This is a genomic window from Pseudomonas sp. H3_E07, assembly GCF_054668895.1.
In genome coordinates this window covers 3,624,829-3,644,248 of sequence record NZ_CP162795.1, presented here as the reverse complement: position 1 = coordinate 3,644,248, position 19,420 = coordinate 3,624,829, and the positions used below count along the sequence as shown (strand labels likewise).

At 58.1% G+C, this 19,420-nt stretch carries 12 protein-coding genes and 1 other RNA gene; 12 read left to right on the top strand and 1 reads right to left on the bottom strand.

Annotated features, from left to right (window positions below; translation table 11 throughout):
- Nucleotides 1-2 precede the first annotated feature (2 nt).
- From AB4O08_RS16670 to AB4O08_RS16615, 12 genes are all read left to right on the top strand, one after another.
- Complete coding sequence (locus AB4O08_RS16670) at nucleotides 3-1,697, top strand: lactate permease LctP family transporter (RefSeq protein WP_010206633.1); 1,695 nt, start codon at nucleotides 3-5, stop codon at nucleotides 1,695-1,697.
- Between the two features lie 70 nt (nucleotides 1,698-1,767).
- Complete coding sequence (locus tag AB4O08_RS16665; protein ID WP_044287903.1) at nucleotides 1,768-4,578, top strand: FAD-binding and (Fe-S)-binding domain-containing protein; 2,811 nt, start codon at nucleotides 1,768-1,770, stop codon at nucleotides 4,576-4,578.
- Nucleotides 4,579-4,729: 151 nt separating this feature from the next.
- Nucleotides 4,730-5,008 (top strand): hypothetical protein, encoded by a 279-nt coding sequence (locus AB4O08_RS16660; RefSeq protein WP_010206635.1) that lies wholly within the window; start codon nucleotides 4,730-4,732, stop codon nucleotides 5,006-5,008.
- Nucleotides 5,009-5,112: 104 nt separating this feature from the next.
- Nucleotides 5,113-5,509, top strand: a transfer-messenger RNA (tmRNA) gene (ssrA, locus tag AB4O08_RS16655).
- Between the two features lie 187 nt (nucleotides 5,510-5,696).
- Complete coding sequence (locus tag AB4O08_RS16650; RefSeq protein ID WP_198831842.1) at nucleotides 5,697-6,953, top strand: integrase domain-containing protein; 1,257 nt, start codon at nucleotides 5,697-5,699, stop codon at nucleotides 6,951-6,953.
- A 944-nt stretch (nucleotides 6,954-7,897) separates the two neighbouring features.
- Nucleotides 7,898-8,881 (top strand): integrase domain-containing protein, encoded by a 984-nt coding sequence (locus AB4O08_RS16645; protein WP_198831841.1) that lies wholly within the window; start codon nucleotides 7,898-7,900, stop codon nucleotides 8,879-8,881.
- Entirely contained in the window at nucleotides 8,878-9,153 is a 276-nt protein-coding gene (locus AB4O08_RS16640) for a hypothetical protein (protein ID WP_198831840.1), read from the top strand. Before AB4O08_RS16645 ends, AB4O08_RS16640 begins: the two co-directional genes overlap by 4 nt.
- Before the next feature lie 289 nt (nucleotides 9,154-9,442).
- Nucleotides 9,443-12,907 (top strand): type I restriction-modification system endonuclease, encoded by a 3,465-nt coding sequence (gene hsdR, locus AB4O08_RS16635; RefSeq protein WP_198831849.1) that lies wholly within the window; start codon nucleotides 9,443-9,445, stop codon nucleotides 12,905-12,907.
- 96 nt (nucleotides 12,908-13,003) lie between these two features.
- Nucleotides 13,004-14,515: an RNA-binding domain-containing protein gene (locus AB4O08_RS16630; protein WP_233094776.1), complete on the top strand. Its 1,512-nt coding sequence runs from the start codon at nucleotides 13,004-13,006 to the stop codon at nucleotides 14,513-14,515.
- 66 nt (nucleotides 14,516-14,581) lie between these two features.
- Entirely contained in the window at nucleotides 14,582-16,135 is a 1,554-nt protein-coding gene (locus AB4O08_RS16625; RefSeq protein WP_198831839.1) for a class I SAM-dependent DNA methyltransferase, read from the top strand.
- On the top strand, nucleotides 16,128-17,564 hold the full coding sequence (locus AB4O08_RS16620; protein WP_198831838.1) for a restriction endonuclease subunit S: 1,437 nt from the start codon (nucleotides 16,128-16,130) through the stop codon (nucleotides 17,562-17,564). The genes AB4O08_RS16625 and AB4O08_RS16620 overlap by 8 nt, the downstream gene beginning before the upstream one ends.
- Before the next feature lie 25 nt (nucleotides 17,565-17,589).
- Nucleotides 17,590-18,525, top strand: a complete 936-nt coding sequence (locus tag AB4O08_RS16615) for a restriction endonuclease (RefSeq protein ID WP_198831837.1) — start codon at nucleotides 17,590-17,592, stop codon at nucleotides 18,523-18,525.
- A 494-nt stretch (nucleotides 18,526-19,019) separates the two neighbouring features.
- On the opposite strand, the gene AB4O08_RS16610 is transcribed toward AB4O08_RS16615, so the two are convergent.
- The gene (locus AB4O08_RS16610) at nucleotides 19,020-19,289 is read right to left on the bottom strand and encodes a hypothetical protein (protein WP_457244024.1); all 270 of its coding nucleotides are present in this window, start codon (nucleotides 19,287-19,289) and stop codon (nucleotides 19,020-19,022) included.
- Nucleotides 19,290-19,420: the final 131 nt, after the last annotated feature.

Sequence of the window (19,420 nt, the reverse complement as noted above, 5' to 3'; positions counted from 1 at the left end):
TCATGCAAACCTGGCAACAGCTCTACAGCCCGCTCGGCAGCCTCGGCCTGTCCGCAATGGCGGCCGTTATTCCGATCGTATTCTTCTTCCTGGCCCTGGCCGTGTTTCGCCTCAAAGGCCACGTGGCGGGCAGCATTACCTTGGCGCTGTCGATCCTGGTCGCGATCTTCGCCTTCCAGATGCCGGTAGACATGGCATTGGCCGCCGCCGGTTATGGCTTTGCCTACGGTCTGTGGCCCATCGCGTGGATCATCGTCGCGGCGGTGTTCCTCTACAAACTCACGGTCAAAAGCGGCCAGTTCGAAATCATCCGCAGCTCGGTCCTGTCGATCACTGACGACCAGCGCCTGCAAGTGCTATTGATCGGCTTCTGCTTCGGCGCCTTCCTGGAAGGTGCGGCCGGTTTCGGCGCCCCCGTGGCAATTACCGCTGCACTGCTGGTCGGCCTGGGCTTCAACCCGCTGTACGCCGCCGGCCTGTGCCTGATTGCAAACACCGCCCCCGTGGCCTTTGGGGCGCTGGGCATCCCGATCATCGTTGCAGGTCAGGTGACCGGCATTGACGCATTCAAGATCGGCGCCATGACTGGTCGCCAACTGCCGCTGCTGTCGTTGTTCGTACCGTTCTGGTTGGTGTTCATGATGGACGGCGTGCGCGGCGTGCGTGAAACCTGGCCAGCGGCACTGGTCGCCGGCTTGAGCTTTGCCATCACCCAGTACTTCACCTCCAACTTTATCGGCCCGGAACTGCCGGACATCACCTCGGCCCTGGCCAGCCTGATTTCCCTGACGCTGTTCCTGAAAGTCTGGCAACCCAAACGCACCGCAGGTGCCCAGATTGCCGGCGCCACCTCCAGCGCCGCAGTCACCGCCAGCGCAGGCGGTTTCGGTCTGCCGCGCAACACAATCGTTTCGCCCTACAGCCTCGGCCAGATTTTCAAGGCCTGGTCGCCGTTCCTGATTCTTACCGTACTGGTCACTATCTGGACCCTCAAGCCGTTCAAGGCGATGTTTGCTGCCGGGGGCTCGATGTACAGCTGGGTGTTCAACTTCGCTATCCCGCACTTGGACCAACTGGTGATCAAAGTCGCGCCGATCGTAACCAACCCCACTGCGATCCCGGCCGTGTTCAAACTGGACCCGATTTCAGCGACCGGCACTGCGATTTTCTTCTCGGCGTTGATCTCGATGCTGGTACTGAAAATTGACATCAAGACTGGTCTTACCACTTTAAAAGAGACCTTCTACGAACTGCGCTGGCCGATCCTGTCGATTGGGATGGTGTTGGCATTCGCATTCGTTACCAACTACTCCGGCATGTCTTCGACCATGGCGCTGGTACTGGCCGGCACGGGCGCAGCCTTCCCATTCTTCTCGCCTTTCCTTGGCTGGCTGGGTGTTTTCCTGACAGGCTCCGACACCTCGTCCAATGCCTTGTTCAGCTCCCTGCAAGCCACCACCGCGCATCAGATCGGCGTCAACGACACCTTGTTGGTCGCTGCCAACACCAGTGGCGGCGTTACCGGCAAGATGATCTCGCCACAATCCATCGCGGTGGCGTGCGCCGCTACCGGCCTGGTGGGCAAAGAATCCGACCTGTTCCGCTTTACTCTCAAGCACAGCCTGTTCTTTGCCACCATCGTCGGGCTGATCACCCTGGCCCAGGCTTACTGGTTCACCGGTATGCTGGTGCACTAAAAACCTGCACGTAATAGGGTAAGAATCGACGCCGGACACGATTCCGGCGTCAGCTATTTCTGGAGGACCGATGAGCCTGCCTGCTGCTTTCCTGAGCGACGTCGCACAACTGATCCCTAAAGATCGACGTTTCGACGACCCACTTTCCACCCTCGCTTTCGGCACTGACGCCAGCTTTTACCGATTGATCCCACAGCTGGTGATCCGCGTGGAGTCAGAAGACGAAGTCGTTGCCTTGTTGCAATGGGCTCAGCGCGATCACGTAGCCGTGACCTTCCGCGCCGCCGGCACCAGCCTGTCCGGGCAGGCCATCAGCGACTCGGTGCTGATCGTGCTGGGGGACAACTGGAATGGCCGCGAGATTCGCGGGCAAGGCACGCAAATCCGCCTGCAGCCCGGCGTGATCGGCGCCCAGGCCAATGCGTGGCTGGCGCCGTTCGGGCGCAAGATCGGGCCGGACCCAGCGTCGATAAACGCCTGCAAGATCGGCGGCATCGTCGCCAACAATGCCAGCGGCATGTGCTGCGGCACGGCGCAGAACACTTACCACACCCTGGCCGGCATACGCTTGGTATTGGCTGACGGCAGCCGCCTGGATACCGAAGACGCCACCAGCGTTAAGGCGTTCCGTGAACAACACGGTGCGCTGCTTGAGCGGCTGGCAACATTGGGTCGCGAGACACGGGCAAATGCCGAATTAGCCGCGAAAATTCGTCACAAATACCGTCTGAAAAACACCACCGGACTGTCGCTGAATGCCCTGGTGGACTTCGATGAGCCGCTGGATATCCTTAGCCATCTGCTGGTGGGTTCCGAGGGCACCCTGGGCTTTATCAGCGCGGTCACCTACGACACGGTGGTAGATCACCCGAATAAAGCGTCGGCGTTGATTGTGTTTCCAGATGTCGAGACCTGCTGCAACGCAGTCACCGTCCTCAAAACCCAGCCGGTCTCGGCCGTCGAGCTGTTGGACCGACGCAGCATGCGCTCGGTACAGAACAAGCCAGGCATGCCCGCTTTCGTACAGCAACTCTCGGAAAATGCCTGCGCCCTGTTGATCGAATCCCGTGCAGCGTCGTCGTCCTTACTGCATGAGCAGTTGGCGCTCATCATGGCCTCCCTGGCCCAATTCCCGGTGGAAAAACAGGTCGACTTCACCGAAGACCCCACAGAGAACGCCCGCCTGTGGGCAATCCGCAAGGACACCTTCCCAGCTGTCGGCGCCGTGCGCAAAACCGGTACCACCGTGATCATCGAAGACGTGACCTTCCCGGTGGAGCAACTGGCAATCGGCGTCAATCGCTTGATCGAGTTGTTCGACAAACATCACTACGACGAAGCGATACTTTTCGGACACGCGCTGGAAGGCAATCTGCACTTCGTCTTCACCCAAGGCTTCAACAGTGCGGAAGAAGTCACACGCTATCAGGCGTTCATGGACGACGTGGCGCAATTGGTGGCCGTGGAGTTTGGTGGCTCGCTAAAAGCCGAACACGGCACCGGACGCAATATGGCGCCGTTCGTGGAGCTGGAGTGGGGCAGTGATGCCTATCAATTGATGTGGCAACTCAAGCGCCTGCTTGACCCCAACGGCATTCTCAACCCGGACGTGGTGCTCAGCCAGGACCCGCAAATCCACCTCAAGCACCTCAAGCCGCTACCCGCCGCTGATGAGCTTGTGGATAAGTGCATCGAGTGCGGCTTCTGTGAACCGGTGTGCCCGTCGAAAGGCCTGACTTTGAGCCCGCGCCAACGCATCGTGATCTGGCGCGACATCCAGGCGAAAAAACGTGCCGGTGTCGACACCACTGAGTTGGAGGCGGCTTATCACTATCAAGGCATCGACACCTGCGCTGCCACCGGCCTCTGCGCTCAGCGCTGCCCGGTAGGAATCAATACCGGCGATCTGGTGAAAAAACTACGCAGCCGCGACGCTGACCGTACGAAAACCGCCGAATGGCTCGCCACCCATTTCTCCACCGCACTCCAAGGCGCGCGCTTCACCCTGCACGTGGCCAACGGCGCACGCATGCTGCTGGGCGCACCACGCCTGGCGAAGCTGTCGGCCAGCATGACCAAGCTGTCCAAGGGGCAAATCCCGCAGTGGACCGCCGCCATGCCACAGCCAGAAAAAGCCATTCGTTTCAGCCCGGCGGTAACGGACGAGCGGCCGCGAGTGGTCTACCTGGCCGCCTGCGTCTCACGCGCCATGGGGCCGGCAGCGGGGGATAAGGAACAGATGTCGCTGTATGACAAAACCCGCAGCCTGTTGGAAAAAGCCGGTTACCAAGTCGTGTTCCCCGACAATCAGGACAGCCTGTGCTGTGGCCAGCCCTTCGCCTCCAAAGGCTACGCCGAACAAGCCGAACACAAGCGCCAGGAGCTGATTGGCGCCCTGCTCCACGCCAGCCGTGGCGGGCTCGACCCGATCTACTGCGACACCAGCCCTTGCACCCTGCGCCTGGTGCAGGACCTGGGCGATACGCGCCTAGACCTGTATGACCCCGTGCGTTTCATCCGCACGCACCTGATGGACCGCCTCGACTTCACGCCCCAGGAAGCCCCCATCGCCGTTCACGTCACCTGCAGCACGCAGCACCTGGGCGAAAGCCAGGCCCTGATCGACCTGGCACGGCGCTGCTCCAACACCGTGGTCATCCCCGAAGGCATTCATTGCTGCGGGTTTGCCGGTGACAAAGGCTTCACCACGCCGGAACTCAACGCCCACTCACTGCGCACCCTCAAGGACGCGGTGCAATATTGCAGCGAAGGTATCTCCACCAGCCGCACTTGCGAGATCGGCCTGAGCCAGCATGGCGGCATCGATTATCACGGGCTGGTCTACTTGGTGGACCGTGTCACCCAGGCCCGCGCCCACTGATCCTGAAGAAATGATCCTGCAAAAAAAACAGAACCCCTGCGTGCCGGCGTAGTCATCTGCATAGGCCTCGACAAACGAGGCTCATCAGTGATGTCGCTGGCAGCCCCTGAACGCCAGCAGCGTCGAGCCCTTTTGCGCAAGGAGATACCCTATGAAGCGTTCCGCTCTTGCTGGCTTGTTCATTACCGCTGCGATGCTGGCTTCCCCTGTGTTCGCTGCGGGCGAGCCCGATCTGTGCAAAATCAATCTGGACAAAATCAACAACGGTAAAGCGCTGCTCGCCACTGACACCAGCGGCAAAAGCGGCGAAATAGACACTGCCGTCTCCCAAGCCAAAGCGGCCCACGCCGCCGGCGATGACAAAAAGTGCATCGAGATCACCTCGAAGGCGCTGCAAGACCTGCAGAACAGCGAAAAAGGCGGCCAATAGGCCGCTCAGTCACGGAAGGCAAACCTTCGGGTTGGCCTTCCGTGACGGTTTGGCGTACACTGCACAGGCTTGTCACTCACTATGAAACAACGAGTTACAAGCACGGGGCCGTTTAGGATTCGACGCCGGTTGCGAAACTTTAGGTGCATGCCGAGTTGGTAACAGAACTCGTAAATCCACTGTTGCAACTTCTTATAGTTGCCAATGACGAAAACTACGGCCAGGAATTCGCTCTCGCTGCGTAAGCAGCCTTAGCCCTGAGCTTCTGGTACCTTCGGGTCCAGCAATCACCAGGGGATGTCTGTAAACCCAAAGTGATTGTCATATAGAACAGAATCGCCGTGCAGTACGTTGTGGACGAAGCGGCTAAAACTTACACAACTCGCCCAAAGCACCCTGCCCTTCGGGTCGCTGAGGGTTAACTTAATAGAAACGGCTACGCATGTAGTACCGACAGCGGAGTACTGGCGGACGGGGGTTCAAATCCCCCCGGCTCCACCACTTCAACATCTAAAGACGTCCACGGACGTCTTTTTTTGTGCCTGAAATCCAGTAAAATCAAGGGGTTCAGCGCTTCTGAGGTTTTTGGGCATCCGCCAAGTTCTGACCGTTCAGGTATTCCAAGTGGTATTCCAGCCCCTCCGGGGCTAATCTCTGGAATACCAAAACAGCGCCTGAGGTAGATCTCATGCCTGCTCCAGCCCTCCGCCTCTCCGACCGACAACTCAAGGGAGTCAAACCGGCGTCCAAGGATTACGTCCTCACCGACGGGGGCGGTTTGCAGCTCCGCGTACGCAGCAACGGCTCGCTGCTGTGGAATTTCAACTACCGCGAACCGGTGACCAAAAAACGCATCAACATGGGCTTCGGGACCTACCCCGAGCTGTCACTAGCGAATGCACGAAAGAAGGCTGTCGAAGCGCGCGAACTGCTCGCACAAGGCATCGACCCCAAAGTGCAGCGCAACATGCTAAATGAAGCCAGGCGAGCCGAAACTGAACACACCTTTGAGAACGTCGCTCTCGCCTGGTTCGAGCTCAAGAAAGACTCGGTCACCCCGGCCTACGCCGAAGACATTTGGCGCTCGCTCACGCTGCACGTGCTGCCGAGTATGAAGAACACGCCACTGGTGAAGATCACTGCCCCGATGGTGATCGAGCTGCTTCGCCCGCTCGAAGCCAAAGGCAGCTTGGAAACGGTGAAACGCGTGACCCAGAGGCTCAACGAGATCATGACCTACGGCGTTAACTCCGGGCTGATCTTCGCCAACCCGCTCAGTGGCATTCGCGCAGTTTTCAAAAAGCCCAAGAAAGAAAACATGGCCGCGCTTCCGCCCGAAGAGCTTCCCGAGCTAATGATGGAAATCGCCAACGCCAGTATCAAGCGCATCACCCGCTGCCTGCTCGAATGGCAACTGCACACCATGACCCGCCCCGCCGAAGCGGCCACCACTCGATGGGCCGATATCGACTTCGATAAAGCGCTATGGGTGATCCCCGCCGAGCGCATGAAGAAGCGCCGCCCCCACGCAGTCCCACTCACCGAGCAGGCGCTCGCACTGCTTGCCACGGTTAGGCCTCACAGCGGCAATCGTGAATATGTGTTTCCCTCTGACCGCAATCCCCGTACCCACGCCAATAGCCAGACCGCGAATATGGCGCTCAAGAGGATGGGCTTCCAAGACCGCCTGGTCAGCCACGGTCTGCGCTCGATGGCCAGCACCATTCTCAACGAGCATGGCTGGGACCCCGAGTTGATCGAGGTCGCGCTGGCGCATGTGGACAAGGATGAAGTGCGCAGTGCGTACAACCGTGCGGACTATATCGAGCGCCGACGGCCAATGATGGCGTGGTGGAGTGAGTACATTCAGAAAGCGGCGACGGGCAACCTCTCGGCAACCGCGATCTACGTGACGCGTGATCGCATCGTGGTGCCGATCCGGTAGCGCTGCGGCATCGGTGGCAGAAAGCGCGCCGTCCGACTCACTGGCGGCAGTGGCCAACTCACTTTGCTCTAAGCATCTCCGGCCCAGCCCCTGGGTATGGGGAGGCTTCGCATCCCCATACCCAGGGGCTAACACTATAAAAGCGACGAGCGGCCGCGCCGCTACTGAATGCCACCGATTTCCACTCCACGCCAACGCTTTCAATTGGCGCAACTCCAGGCGCGTTTCACTATTGACCCATACCCCCAGCGGCCATTAGAACGAAGCTTCCAAACGCTGCCGTTGGCAGCACTCCAGATGGCCAGAGCCTTCAAGGTCATGCCGCTAACGCGGTGGCTCAACCTAAGTACGATTCGCGTCCGGCAGCTCGTACGGTCACTACCCATGTGATGGATGCCTACTTCACTTCGTTGCCCATGCCGCAACCACCCTCCCCTCTTGCTGCCTTGCGGCAACCTATTCGCATGGCCATTTTATATGCGCCATCCCTTTGCCCGTCTCTTTCTAAGGAAAGAGACGGGCGCACATACCACCGCTGCAGGCTAGGTAATACGTGGCTTTGCTGCAATCCTCCTCGTGACAATCGGCGCGACAAACGCCGAAGCCACCTGCAACAGCGATGTAGATGATGGTGCCGCAGACCTTAACTGGACTGCACCTGGCTGACAGCCAGGCACGCACCGGTCATCGCGTCGTTGCCTTCACCCGACTCAGGATCTCGCGGCGCTGGTTTCGTCAGCCAACGCAGCCTCCACCCGCCCACCGGTAACGATGCTCAGGGGGCCAGATCATGAGATGCCCAAGCTCTTGGCCGTAAGGAGCCGCCAGTCCCGCGTAAGTGGACATCCCCACAGGCCGCAGGGGCCTTGATCCCTGATAACACTCAGCATTCTTGGCGGGATGACGTGGGGCGAGAGCCTGGTGAATTAGGCGAGGAAACCGAAATGGTATTAGTGGGCAGGCGGCGAGAGGGCCGCAATTTTGGCTACGGCAGGCAATTGAGCTACGCAGGGCCGCAGGCGCTGAAAGACATGTTCGGCGGAGGCCACTACGGCACGGTCAGGGCGCACTGTGATCGGTGGTTGGCATTCGTGAAGTGGTGTCGATCTGAAGCGGGGCCCGGGGTCAATGATGCGCGGAAGATTGATCGCGAGGTGTTGTCGGACTATGCCGCATACCTTCGCGGACTGGTTGAGCAAGGCGACCTGGCAATCAGCACTGCACAAAACCGGCTATCCAGCGTTAACAGAACCATGGCAGCGCTTCGCGGTGATCAATATGTGAAATTGCCAAGTCCGAGCAAGGCGTTGGGTATGCAGCGCACCGGGGTTCGTCAATCGGTACCGCAAGGCCAAGACCGCGAACAGGTACAGCAGATCGTCGAGACGCTTTGTAGCCGCGATCAGATGCGGGCAGCAGCGATAGTTCAGTTGACGCGAGCCACTGGGATGCGTTTGCGCGAGGCCATTCTGGCTGACCTGCCACGTCTGAGCCGTGAAGCCGCGCTCTACGGCAAAATCAATATCCAGGATGGCACCAAAGGCGGCCGCGCCGGTGCATCTGCACCCCGCTGGATTAAGGTGGATGACCATATTCGTGGCGCACTTAGATTTGCATTGCAAGTATCCCCTGCGGATAGCCGCAACCTGATTGCTCCAAACGAGAGCTATCTGAACGTTCTGCATGAAATAGCCCGGCCAGCGAGAGAGGTCCTGAAAGCACACGACCTCAAAGGCTTTCACGAACTTCGGGCGGCGTTTGCATGTGAGCGCTATGCACAGATCACACATCACCGTGCGCCTGTAAATGGTGGCCAGTGCTACGCCATAGACCGGCGCCTAGATCTTGAGGCTCGCATGCAGATCAGCGATGAGCTGGGGCATGGACGGATTGAAGTGGTCGCTGCCTATATAGGGGGGAGGGTATGACTAAGGCGTTTGATATGGAGTTGTTCTTGAGCGCCGTGCTGACAGGGTCGCATGCGACGCGGCACCGGCATTTGCGGCAGGCGAAAATCATCCAATCTGAAATCGCAAAACGCTGGCAGCGATCAACTCCTTGGGCCTGGCAGCGAAAGCATTTAGTTTGGTTTCTTGAACACTTCCTCACCGGCCGCAGTGAGGCAACACATTATTACTATTTGCTTACTGTCCAACTGCTCGCACGACGCCTGGAAAGGCCATGGGTTTTTAAGCGTTGAGTGGAGCTCCCGCTCCTAACCATCGGTAATCGCCACCGCCTCGGAAAATCATGGCGTCGACGCACCTATTAGCAACCTCCTCAGTGCTGAGGAAATCATGACTTTTAAAGGTCAGCCCGGTTATGCGCAAATCGCGCCGCATACAAGCGTAACGTCTCGCCCTCGGCCAGTAGCTGGTCACGCTGGACCGACGGCATATGGTTATACACGCACCACGCTTCGTCTGGCATTATGCCCTTATAGCGCCACCATTCTCGGGATGGCTGGTGACGAACTCAAGGGATGGAACATGGCAGAGAACAGCAACTTCGCCTTTTTTAAAGAACACGATCCGGTTTTTTTCCAACTTGCCAATGCGGCCGAGCGAGTATTTTCCAGCGACCCCAACACGACGCTGATCAAACTGCGTCAGTTGGGCGAAGCGCTCGCCCAGGATCTGGCGGTAAGAGCAGGCATTGAGTTCGACGCCACCACTTCCCAGGCTGATCTGCTGTTCCGCCTGAGCCGTGAAATCCAGCTCGACGGCAACATCCGTAACCTCCTCCATACGCTGCGCATCGAAGGCAATAAGGCTACCCACGAATTCCGCACCCAGCATCGTGAGGCACTGGACGGGCTGAGGGTCGCCCGCGCCTTGGCGATCTGGTATCACCAGTCATTTGGCACGGGCGGCAACACCTTCAAGCCTGGGCCTTTCGTGGTTCCGGCCGATCCGAGTGAGCCTCTGCGTGAGCTGCAGGGGCAGATCGAAAAACTTCGCGCAGAGCTGGGCGACAGTCGCCAGCAATTGGAGAACAACCACCAATTAGCCGAGCTACTGGTGCAAGAAAAGCATGAGCAAGCCAGTCTTGTTGGGCAGATGAACGAGGAAGCCCGCGTCTACGAGCAGATTGCCCTTGAACGCGAGGCAGAACTATCGAAGGCCCGAATCGATTTCGAGGCGCGGCTGAAAGTGCTGCAACAACAGCTTGAAGATCAGCCGCAAGCTGCCCTGCAGGTCACGCGTAAAACTCAGCAGGCAAGCAGCCAGTTCGACCTCAATGAAGACCTCACCCGTATTCTCATTGATCAACAGTTGAACGATGCCGGCTGGGAAGCCGATTCGCTCGATCTTACTTACAGCAAGGGCGCTCGGCCCGAAAAGGGCAAGAACAAGGCCATCGCCGAATGGCCAACCAGCAAGCCGAAAGAAAACGCTGATTACGTGCTGTTCGCCGGCCTAATCCCAGTCGCCATCGTCGAAGCCAAGCGCAAGCGTGTCAACATAGCGGACCGCATTCCCCAAGCTGAGCGCTATTCACGTCAACTGATCGTTACCGACAATCTGCAACCGGCCGGCCATAACACGGACTGGGCCGATGGTCAGGGCAGCCACTTCAAAGTCCCGTTTGCCTTTGCCTGCAATGGCCGGCCCTTCATTAAGCAGCTCGCCGAGCTGTCTGGCATCTGGTTTCGTGACTTGCGCAGCCCGGCCAACCTGCGCCGACCGCTGCAGGACTTCCACACGCCGGGCGGCCTACTCGACCTGCTCAAACGCAGCCGTGAGGACGCCGAGGCGAAGCTACAGCAGGAAGGCTTCGCCTATCTCAAGCTGCGTGACTATCAGGAAAACGCCATCCGCGCCGTTGAGCAGGCCCTAGCCGCCAATCGCCGCAACTGTCTGCTGGCTATGGCGACCGGGACCGGCAAAACGCGCACTATCATTGGCTTGATGTACCGCCTACTGAAGGCCGAGCGCTTTCGCCGTATTCTTTTTCTGGTCGATCGCAGCGCCTTGGGGGAACAGGCCATCGAAGCCTTCAACGAGGCGACGCTGGAACAAAACCATACGCTGGCGCAGATATACGACGTCAAAGAACTAGGCGACATGGCTGCCGAAGCTGAAACACGGATTCAGGTCGCCACTGTGCAGGCCATGGTCAAGCGCATCTTCCAGTCGGACACCCCGCCGCCCATCGATGCCTTCGATTGCATCATCGTCGACGAAGCCCACCGCGGTTACACACTCGACCAGGAAATGACGGAAGGTGAGCTGGCGGTCCGCGACTTCAGCCAGTACCTGTCGCAATATCGCCGCGTGCTCGATTACTTCGACGCCTCCCGCATCGGACTGACCGCTACGCCAGCCAAGCACACCAGCGAAGTCTTCGGTGCGCCGATATACACCTATAGCTACCGTGAAGCCGTGGCTGACGACTGGCTGATCGATCACGAACCCCCAATCCGCTACCAGACCCTGCTGAGCCAGAATGGCATCCACTTTGCCAAGGGCGAGAGCGTCAGCGTCATCGATACGAGCACCGGCGAGGTGGATGTCGCCGAGCTCGAGGACGAACTCGACTTCGAAATCGAGTCCTTCAATCGCCGCGTGATTACGCCCGGTTTCGACAAGGTCATCTGCGAGCAACTGGCACAAGAGCTCGACCCGTCGGGCGACGAAAAAACGATGATCTTTTGCGTTAACCAAGCCCATGCCGAGCGGGTCAAAAACCTTCTCGACGAAGCCTTCAAGTACGTTCACGGCGAGGATTACAACCAGGCGGCTGTACAGATCATCACCGGGCAAAGTGACAAGGTCAAACAACTGATCCGCCAGTACAAGAACGAGCGCTACCCGAGCATTGCCATCACGGTCGACCTGTTGACCACCGGTATCGACGTACCGCGCATTTGCCACTTGGTGTTCATGCGCCGGGTGCGTTCGCGCATCCTCTACGAACAGATGAAGGGCCGCGCGACTCGCCGCTGCGATGAAATCGGCAAGACGGTATTCAGGATCTATGACCCAGTTGACCTGTACGCTGCCCTCGAACCAGTAGACACAATGAAGCCGCTGGTGAAAGACCCAAACATCAGCCTCGAACAGCTGGTCAGCGAGCTAACTAACCCAGCCAGCCTCGATGCTCCTGGTAACCAGCCGGACACTAGCCATGCCCACGACGTCCTGGACCAGTTTAGCCAGCGGGTCATGCGCATCCTGCGTAAGGCCAGCCATAAGGCCGAGCAAAAGCCAACCCTAAAGGCCAAGCTCGCCGAACTGGAAAACACCTGGGGCATTGCCCCGGACAAACTGCATCAGCACCTGCACCAGCTCGGCCCACAGCAAGCTGCCCAGTTCATCCAACAGCATGCCCAACTGCTCGATCAGCTCGCCACAGTTAATGCCCTGTTGGGATCGCTGAACTACCCGGTGATCTCCACTCACACGGACGAACTGATGGTCCGTGAGCAAAACTACGGCAGTTACCAAAAGCCTGCGGACTATCTGGAAAGCTTCAACGACTTCATCAAAAATCAGTTGAACCAGTCGGTGGCCCTCGGCGTAGTGATCAACCGCCCGCAAGACCTGACTCGTGAACAACTGCGCGAAGTGCGCCTGCTGCTCGACGGGCATGGCTACAGCGAGGTGAACCTGCAAAGCGCCTGGCGCAACCAGACGAACCAGGAAATCGCTGCCAGTATCGTCGGCTTCATCCGCCGCGCTGCCCTCGGAGAGGCTTTGCTGCCATTCGAGCAGCGCGTAACCAAGGCGATGGAGACGATTTACGCCCTGCAGCCTTGGACTCAAGTTCAGCGTAAGTGGCTGGACCGCCTGGCTAAGCAGCTGGTTCACGAGGTCGTTATTGACAAGAAGCAGATTGGTGAAGCGTTCAAGGGCGATGGCGGCAGCACGCGGCTGGACAAAATGCTCGGCGGCAACCTGGGCGTGGTGCTGGATGCCCTGAACGACAACCTCTGGGCACAAACGGGATGAGACCGATCTGGAACGCCGGATTGGCCAGCGTGTTCGTTCATAAGGGATAATGCCCCTGCTATATGACTTATCGGCCGCGATACCTAGAGACGCCTCATGACCCCTGCTGAGCTTCATCAGATCCTTGCCCGTGGTGAAGACAGTCGCCATCAATTCAAGCGCGATTTCAGCAATATCGATGCCTTGGCAGCCGAGTTGGTGGCGTTCGCCAATACATCCGGTGGATATCTGCTGATTGGCGTAGACGACTCCGGCACGGTTAGCGGGTTGAACAGCGCCGACGTTGCGCGGCTCAATCAGTTGCTCTCCAATGCGGCCTCGCAGAATGTCCGCCCAGCCATCAACCCACTGTCCAGCAACCTTCAGACCGAGCACGGGCTGGTCATGGTGGTGACAGTCGAACAAGGGCTGAATAAACCCTATGTCGACAACCAGGGTCGCATCTGGGTAAAGAACGGCGCCGACAAGCGTCGGGTCACGGCCCGTGAAGAACTGCAGCGTTTGTTCCAGCAGGCCGGGCTGGTGTGCGCCGATGCGGTACCGGTCGCGGGCAGCTGCGTGGCGGATATCGACGCCAAAGCGCTTGGCGAGTACTTCCAAAGACGCTTTCGGCAGAGCCCCGAACAGACAGGTTTGGAAACTACCCGCATCCTGGAAAATCTTGGCCTCGCCAGTGGCGACACACCCAATTTGGCCGGTTTGCTGCTCTTCGGCCAGGCGCCACAACGTCTGTGCCCGGCGTTCGATATCAAGGCCGTGGCGTTTCCGGGCACGGTTCTGCATGACCGCCACTATCTAGACAGCGAAGATATCGACGGCAATCTGCAGGAGCAGTACCGACGCAGCCTTGCCTTCATAAAGCGCAACCTACGCCACGTGCAGCGACAGCAGGGCTTCAATACCCTCGGCCAGCTGGAAGTGCCGGAGGAGGTGTTTGAAGAACTGTTGGTCAATGCCCTGATCCACCGCGACTACTTTGTCAGCGCCTCCATCCGGATCATGATCTTCGCCGATCGTATCGAACTGATTAGCCCCGGGCACCTGCCTGACGTGCTCGATACCGAGAAAATTCGATTCGGCCTGTCCAACCGTCGTAACCCGACGCTCACCTCCCATGCTGTACACATTCTCCCCTATCGCGGTTTGGGCACCGGCATCCCGCGCGCTATCGATGCTTGGCCAATGATCCGACTGGAGGACGACCGGCAGAGTAATCAGTTCAAGGTGGTGATTCAGCGCGCCGTTGAAAAAGGGCCTCTTTCGGGCCCAAGTGGGGACCAAGTAGGGACTAAGTCGGGACCAAGTAGGGACCAAGTAGGGACTGAGTCCGCTGTCGAAGAAGAACAAGCCGAAACTCGCCTGTCTTTGCAGCAAGAGCAGATAACGCTGCTGTGCAAGATGACAGGCGATCACACTGCGCCAGAGCTAATGACATTCGTCGGGCGCAGCAACCGCAGCAAGTTCCGCGAGCAGGTTTTGACCCCACTACTGAGGCTTGGCGTGGTCGAGATGACCATTCCAGACAAGCCCAACAGCAGCAAGCAACGCTATCGCCTGACTGCGACGGGCCGAGCGCTAAAGGCCGAACAACGCTCCTCAGAGGACTGAGCCCAAACAATCATTTCTTTGCGCCAGCGAAATCTGGTGCTTTACACACTTCGCCACAGGTACCCCATGACCAACTCCGATATCGTCCAGAAACTCTGGAACCTCTGCGACGTCCTGCGCGACGATGGCATCAACTACAGCGACTACGTCACCGAGCTCGTGCTTCTGCTGTTCATCAAGATGGAATACGAACAGGTGCAGAACAACGACAGCTTCGGCCACAAGCTGCCCGAAGGCGCGCGCTGGCCAGACCTGGCTGGCAAGTCCGGCGTTAACCTGCTCGATCACTACCGGCAGATGCTACTGGACCTTGGCAAAAACCCTGACCCGCTGATTGCCGCCATCTACGCCGACGCTCAGACTCGCCTCAAGGAACCGCGCCACCTCGAGCAGTTGATCAAGAGCCTCGACGGTATCGACTGGTTCAGCGCCCGCCAAGACGGCCTCGGCGATCTTTATGAAGGCCTGCTGGAAAAAAACGCCAGCGAGACCAAATCCGGGGCCGGTCAGTACTTCACCCCTCGGCCGCTGATCGACAGTATCATCCGCTGCATCAAGCCGCAGCCGGGCGAGACCATACAAGACCCGGCCGCCGGTACTGCGGGCTTTTTGATCGCTGCTGACGCCTATATCAAAAGTCAAACCGACGATTACTACGACCTCGACGCCAAAGCCCAGGCATTCCAGCGCAATCGCGCCTTTGTTGGCATAGAACTAGTGCCCGGCACTCGCCGCCTGGCGCTAATGAACACACTGCTGCATGGCATGGAAGGCGACGAAGAAGGCGTGGTGCACCTGGGCAACGCCCTAGGTCAGACCGGGGCCAACTTACCCAAGGTCGACGTCATCCTCTCCAACCCACCGTTCGGCACGGCCAAGGGTGGCGGTGGCCCGACTCGTGATGACCTCACGTACCGCACCAGTAACAAGCAGTTGGCCTTTCTCCAGCACATCTACCGTGGCCTCAAGCCGGGCGGCCGCGCCGCCGTGGTGCTGCCGGATAACGTGCTGTTCGAGGCCGGCGTTGGCACCGACGTGCGTCGCGACCTGATGGACAAGTGCAACCTGCACACCATCCTGCGCCTGCCTACTGGCATCTTCTACGCACAGGGTGTGAAGACCAACGTACTGTTCTTTCAGAAGGGCACCGTGGAAAACCCGCGCCAGGAGGAAGGTTGCACCAAGCGCGTGTGGATCTATGACCTGCGCAGCAACATGCCCAGCTTCGGCAAGCGCACGCCCTTCGGCCCCACGCACCTCAAACCGTTCGAGGACGCCTATGGCGACACCCCCGACGGCGCAAGCCCACGCGCCGAGAACGTCGAAGGTATCGGTGAAACCAGCCGCTTCCGCAGCTTTACCCGGGATTACATCCGCAACGAGCGGAGTGACTCGCTGGACATCAGTTGGCTAAAAGACAACAGCAGCCTAGATGCCGCCGACCTGCCCGCTCCGGAAGTACTGGCGGGTGAGGCCATGGCTGAACTGACCGAGGCTCTGCGTGAGCTGGAAGAGCTGATGAAGGCGCTGGGTGCTGGAGATGAGGCGGTGGCGCAGAAGCGATTAATGGCGGAAGTTATGGGACTTTCGATAGAACAGGAGGTTTCTGCAGATGAGTAATTTGATCCCAGGCACCTGGATTGAATGCAAGCTTGGGGATGTTGTTGCCATTGTCCGCGGAGTGACATTCCCTGCCTCATCTAAAGTCCATGAACCCACTGATGGCTATGTTGCTTGCCTCAGAACATCTCACATTCAAGAAAAACTTCTTTGGAATAATATCTACTACATCCCGAGCAGTTACGTAAAGGGGACTGATCGATTGGCCAAGCGAAACGACATTCTGATGTCAATGGCCAACAGCTCTAACCTTGTCGGCAAAGTTTGTATTAAGGAGACTGACCGAGAGGCGTGTTTCGGTGCATTTCTTTCTGCGATACGCAGCGAAGTAATTAGTCATGCCTATGTCTATTATTTTCTAAAAAGCAGCACAGCACAGCAGAGCTTAAGATCATCGGCAAGCCAAACCGTAAACATCGCGAATATATCTGTTGCTGCGCTAGAAAACTTACTGCTTCCGCTCGCACCACTTACTGAACAAACCCGTATCGCCGCGAAGCTCGACGAACTACTGGCCCAAGTCGATACCCTGAAAGCCCGTATCGATGGCATACCCGCACTACTCAAACGCTTCCGCCAGTCCGTCCTGGCCGCTGCCGTTTCCGGTCGGTTGACGGAGGAGTGGCGATCCCATAGCGTATGTAGTGAACCAAATAATCAGCCGACACCTCATCACAGCGAGACTAGTGATCCCCTACCTACTGGATGGGTCACAAAAACCGCAAGTGAAACCTGTGGATTCATTACTAAAGGAACCACCCCACCAAAAGAGAAGATGACTGCTGGGCACGGTGACGTTCCATACATCAAGGTCTACAACCTAACTTTTACGGGTGTATTGAACTTTTCCATCGACCCAACATTCGTGGATAACAACACGCATACTATTGACCTTAAAAGATCAATAGTAAGGCCGGGGGATGTGCTCATGAATATCGTCGGGCCGCCTTTGGGCAAGGTTTCCATCGTTCCGGCCTCTTATCCCGAGTGGAACATAAATCAAGCCATTGCTCGTTTTACCGCGAGCGATGGCGTTTCTCCGGGATACCTGGCCCTATGCCTCAGGAGTGATTCCGTTCTAAGCTATGCGATTTCTCGTGCAAAAGCCACGGCCGGCCAATTCAATCTAACCCTAGAGATTTGCCGGGAACTTCCAATACCACTACCGCCAACTCTAGAACAAACCGAAATAGTCCGCCGCGTCGAACAACTTTTCGCCTTCGCCGAACAAATCGAAGCCCGCGTCAAAGCCGCCCAGACACGCATCGACCATCTGACTCAAAGCGTCCTTGCCAAAGCCTTCCGTGGCGAACTGGTGCCGCAGGACCCGAACGACGAACCAGTTGGCGTGCTGCTGGATCGCATAAAGGCTCAACGCGCCACCGCGCCCAAGGCAAAGCGCGGTCGCCAAGCCGCTACGTTGGGCTAAGCCTTTATCAGGAATATAACGAACCATGCCAGTCCCGACATACGACCAGTTCATCGAACCCATCCTACGTTTTCTCGCCGCCCACCCGGAGGGTGCCACGGCGGGCGAGGCCCACGAAGCGGCCGCCGTGACGCTTGGTCTAAGCGAAGCGCAACGGCAGGAGACCATCGCCAGTGGCCAGGCCACCTACAAGAACCGTTCAGGCTGGGCACATGATCGGCTCAAGCGCGCCGGCTACTCCAGCAGCGCCAAGCGGGGCTACTGGCAGCTAACCGATACCGGCCGCGTATTCGCCCAGGCCAACCCGACCCAGTTGACTCCAGAGCAGGTCGAGCATCTAGCTGTGAACTTCATGAGCGTGAAGCTGAAGACAGCGCCGGATGCGGCCTCGCTGGATGAGAGCAACGACACACCAGCGCTTATTACCAAGACTGATCTCGCCACTAGCAGCCCGCAAGAGCGCTTGAACCAAGCCATCCACGAGTTGCGCACCAGCGTCGCGGGCGACCTGCTAGACAATCTGTTGCAAGCAAGCCCGACGCGCTTCGAGCACATCGTTCTCGACGTCCTGCACAGCTTGGGCTACGGCGCGAACCGTCAGGCGCTGCAGCAAGTCGGCGGTAGTGGCGACGGAGGCATTGACGGCGTGATCTCGCTCGACGCGCTGGGGCTGGAGAAAGTCTACGTGCAGGCCAAGCGCTGGCAGAACACCGTCGGCCGCCCCGATTTGCAGGCGTTCTATGGCGCCCTTGCCGGGCAGAAAGCCAAACGCGGTGTATTCATCACCACTTCCGGCTTCACTGCCCAGGCGGTTGAGTTCGCGCTGTCGGTCGAAGGGCTTGTGCTGGTCGACGGTAAACGCTTGGTCAATCTGATGTTGGATCACGAGGTCGGTGTCAGCTCGCAGCTTTACAAGGTGCCTAGGCTCGACAGCGATTACTTTGACGAGTCGCTCGGCTGAGTTCAAAAAGCACCATTCCATCGAAAGCCAGATCAACCAGCATTCCATCTGGTATTCCAAGCTATTTATTAGATTGATTATTAGCCAGCAAAAACAGACGGCTACGGTATATTTTCACCTCCCCCCGGCTCAACGAAAAAAGACGTCCAAGGACGTCTTTTTTGTACCTGTAACTCAGTAAGCTCATAGGCTTATTTGCCTTTTAGCCTCCGTAGGCGATCATTTACCGATCGGCTCAGCCAGTCTGAATTGCACACCTGAGCAGCGTGAAGAACCATGCATTTCGTCGCTCAATACCTTGCAATCACAGCCTTTCGCCTATAGCCGACCGCGCGAGGTGTTAACCTCAGATCCAAGTCTATTTTCACCCTTATGGGTACTTTCGCCATGATCAACGGCCACAAGCATTCAAAAGACCTTAGCCTTGCGGAAATGATGGGCCTTAAAAGCAGCTTACGTGACCGCCAGGTTGATGCTGTCTATGCAGCTGACCCTCAGGTGCTTGAAATGGCTGCTGTCCGTGCCAAAGCGGCCCTTCGCGGCAACTCTGCTGTAATCGCTCGCCCACTAAGATTCTCTGCGCTTAGCAACTGATGCCCGACGCGGTAAACGAAGACGCTCCGTTTCGTGTCTGGCCCACTCCAGATGGAGCGCAGTTCGTCTTCGTCTTTGAAGAAATCTGGAAGGACGCCAAACAGGCTTTCTAGAAACTGCGCAGCAGACATTGGCTTGCCATCGGCGCTGAGAAACAAGGTCGTCATCATGTTTTTGATCCGGCGCGCCGAGCCTTTGCTTAACCTGATCTCCCCCGCTCGAATACCGAATTTCCCGCGCGGCGGCCGAGGGGTTCAGGTACCAGATCGATAGCTCATGAGCCCCGTGGCAAGGGCACTCA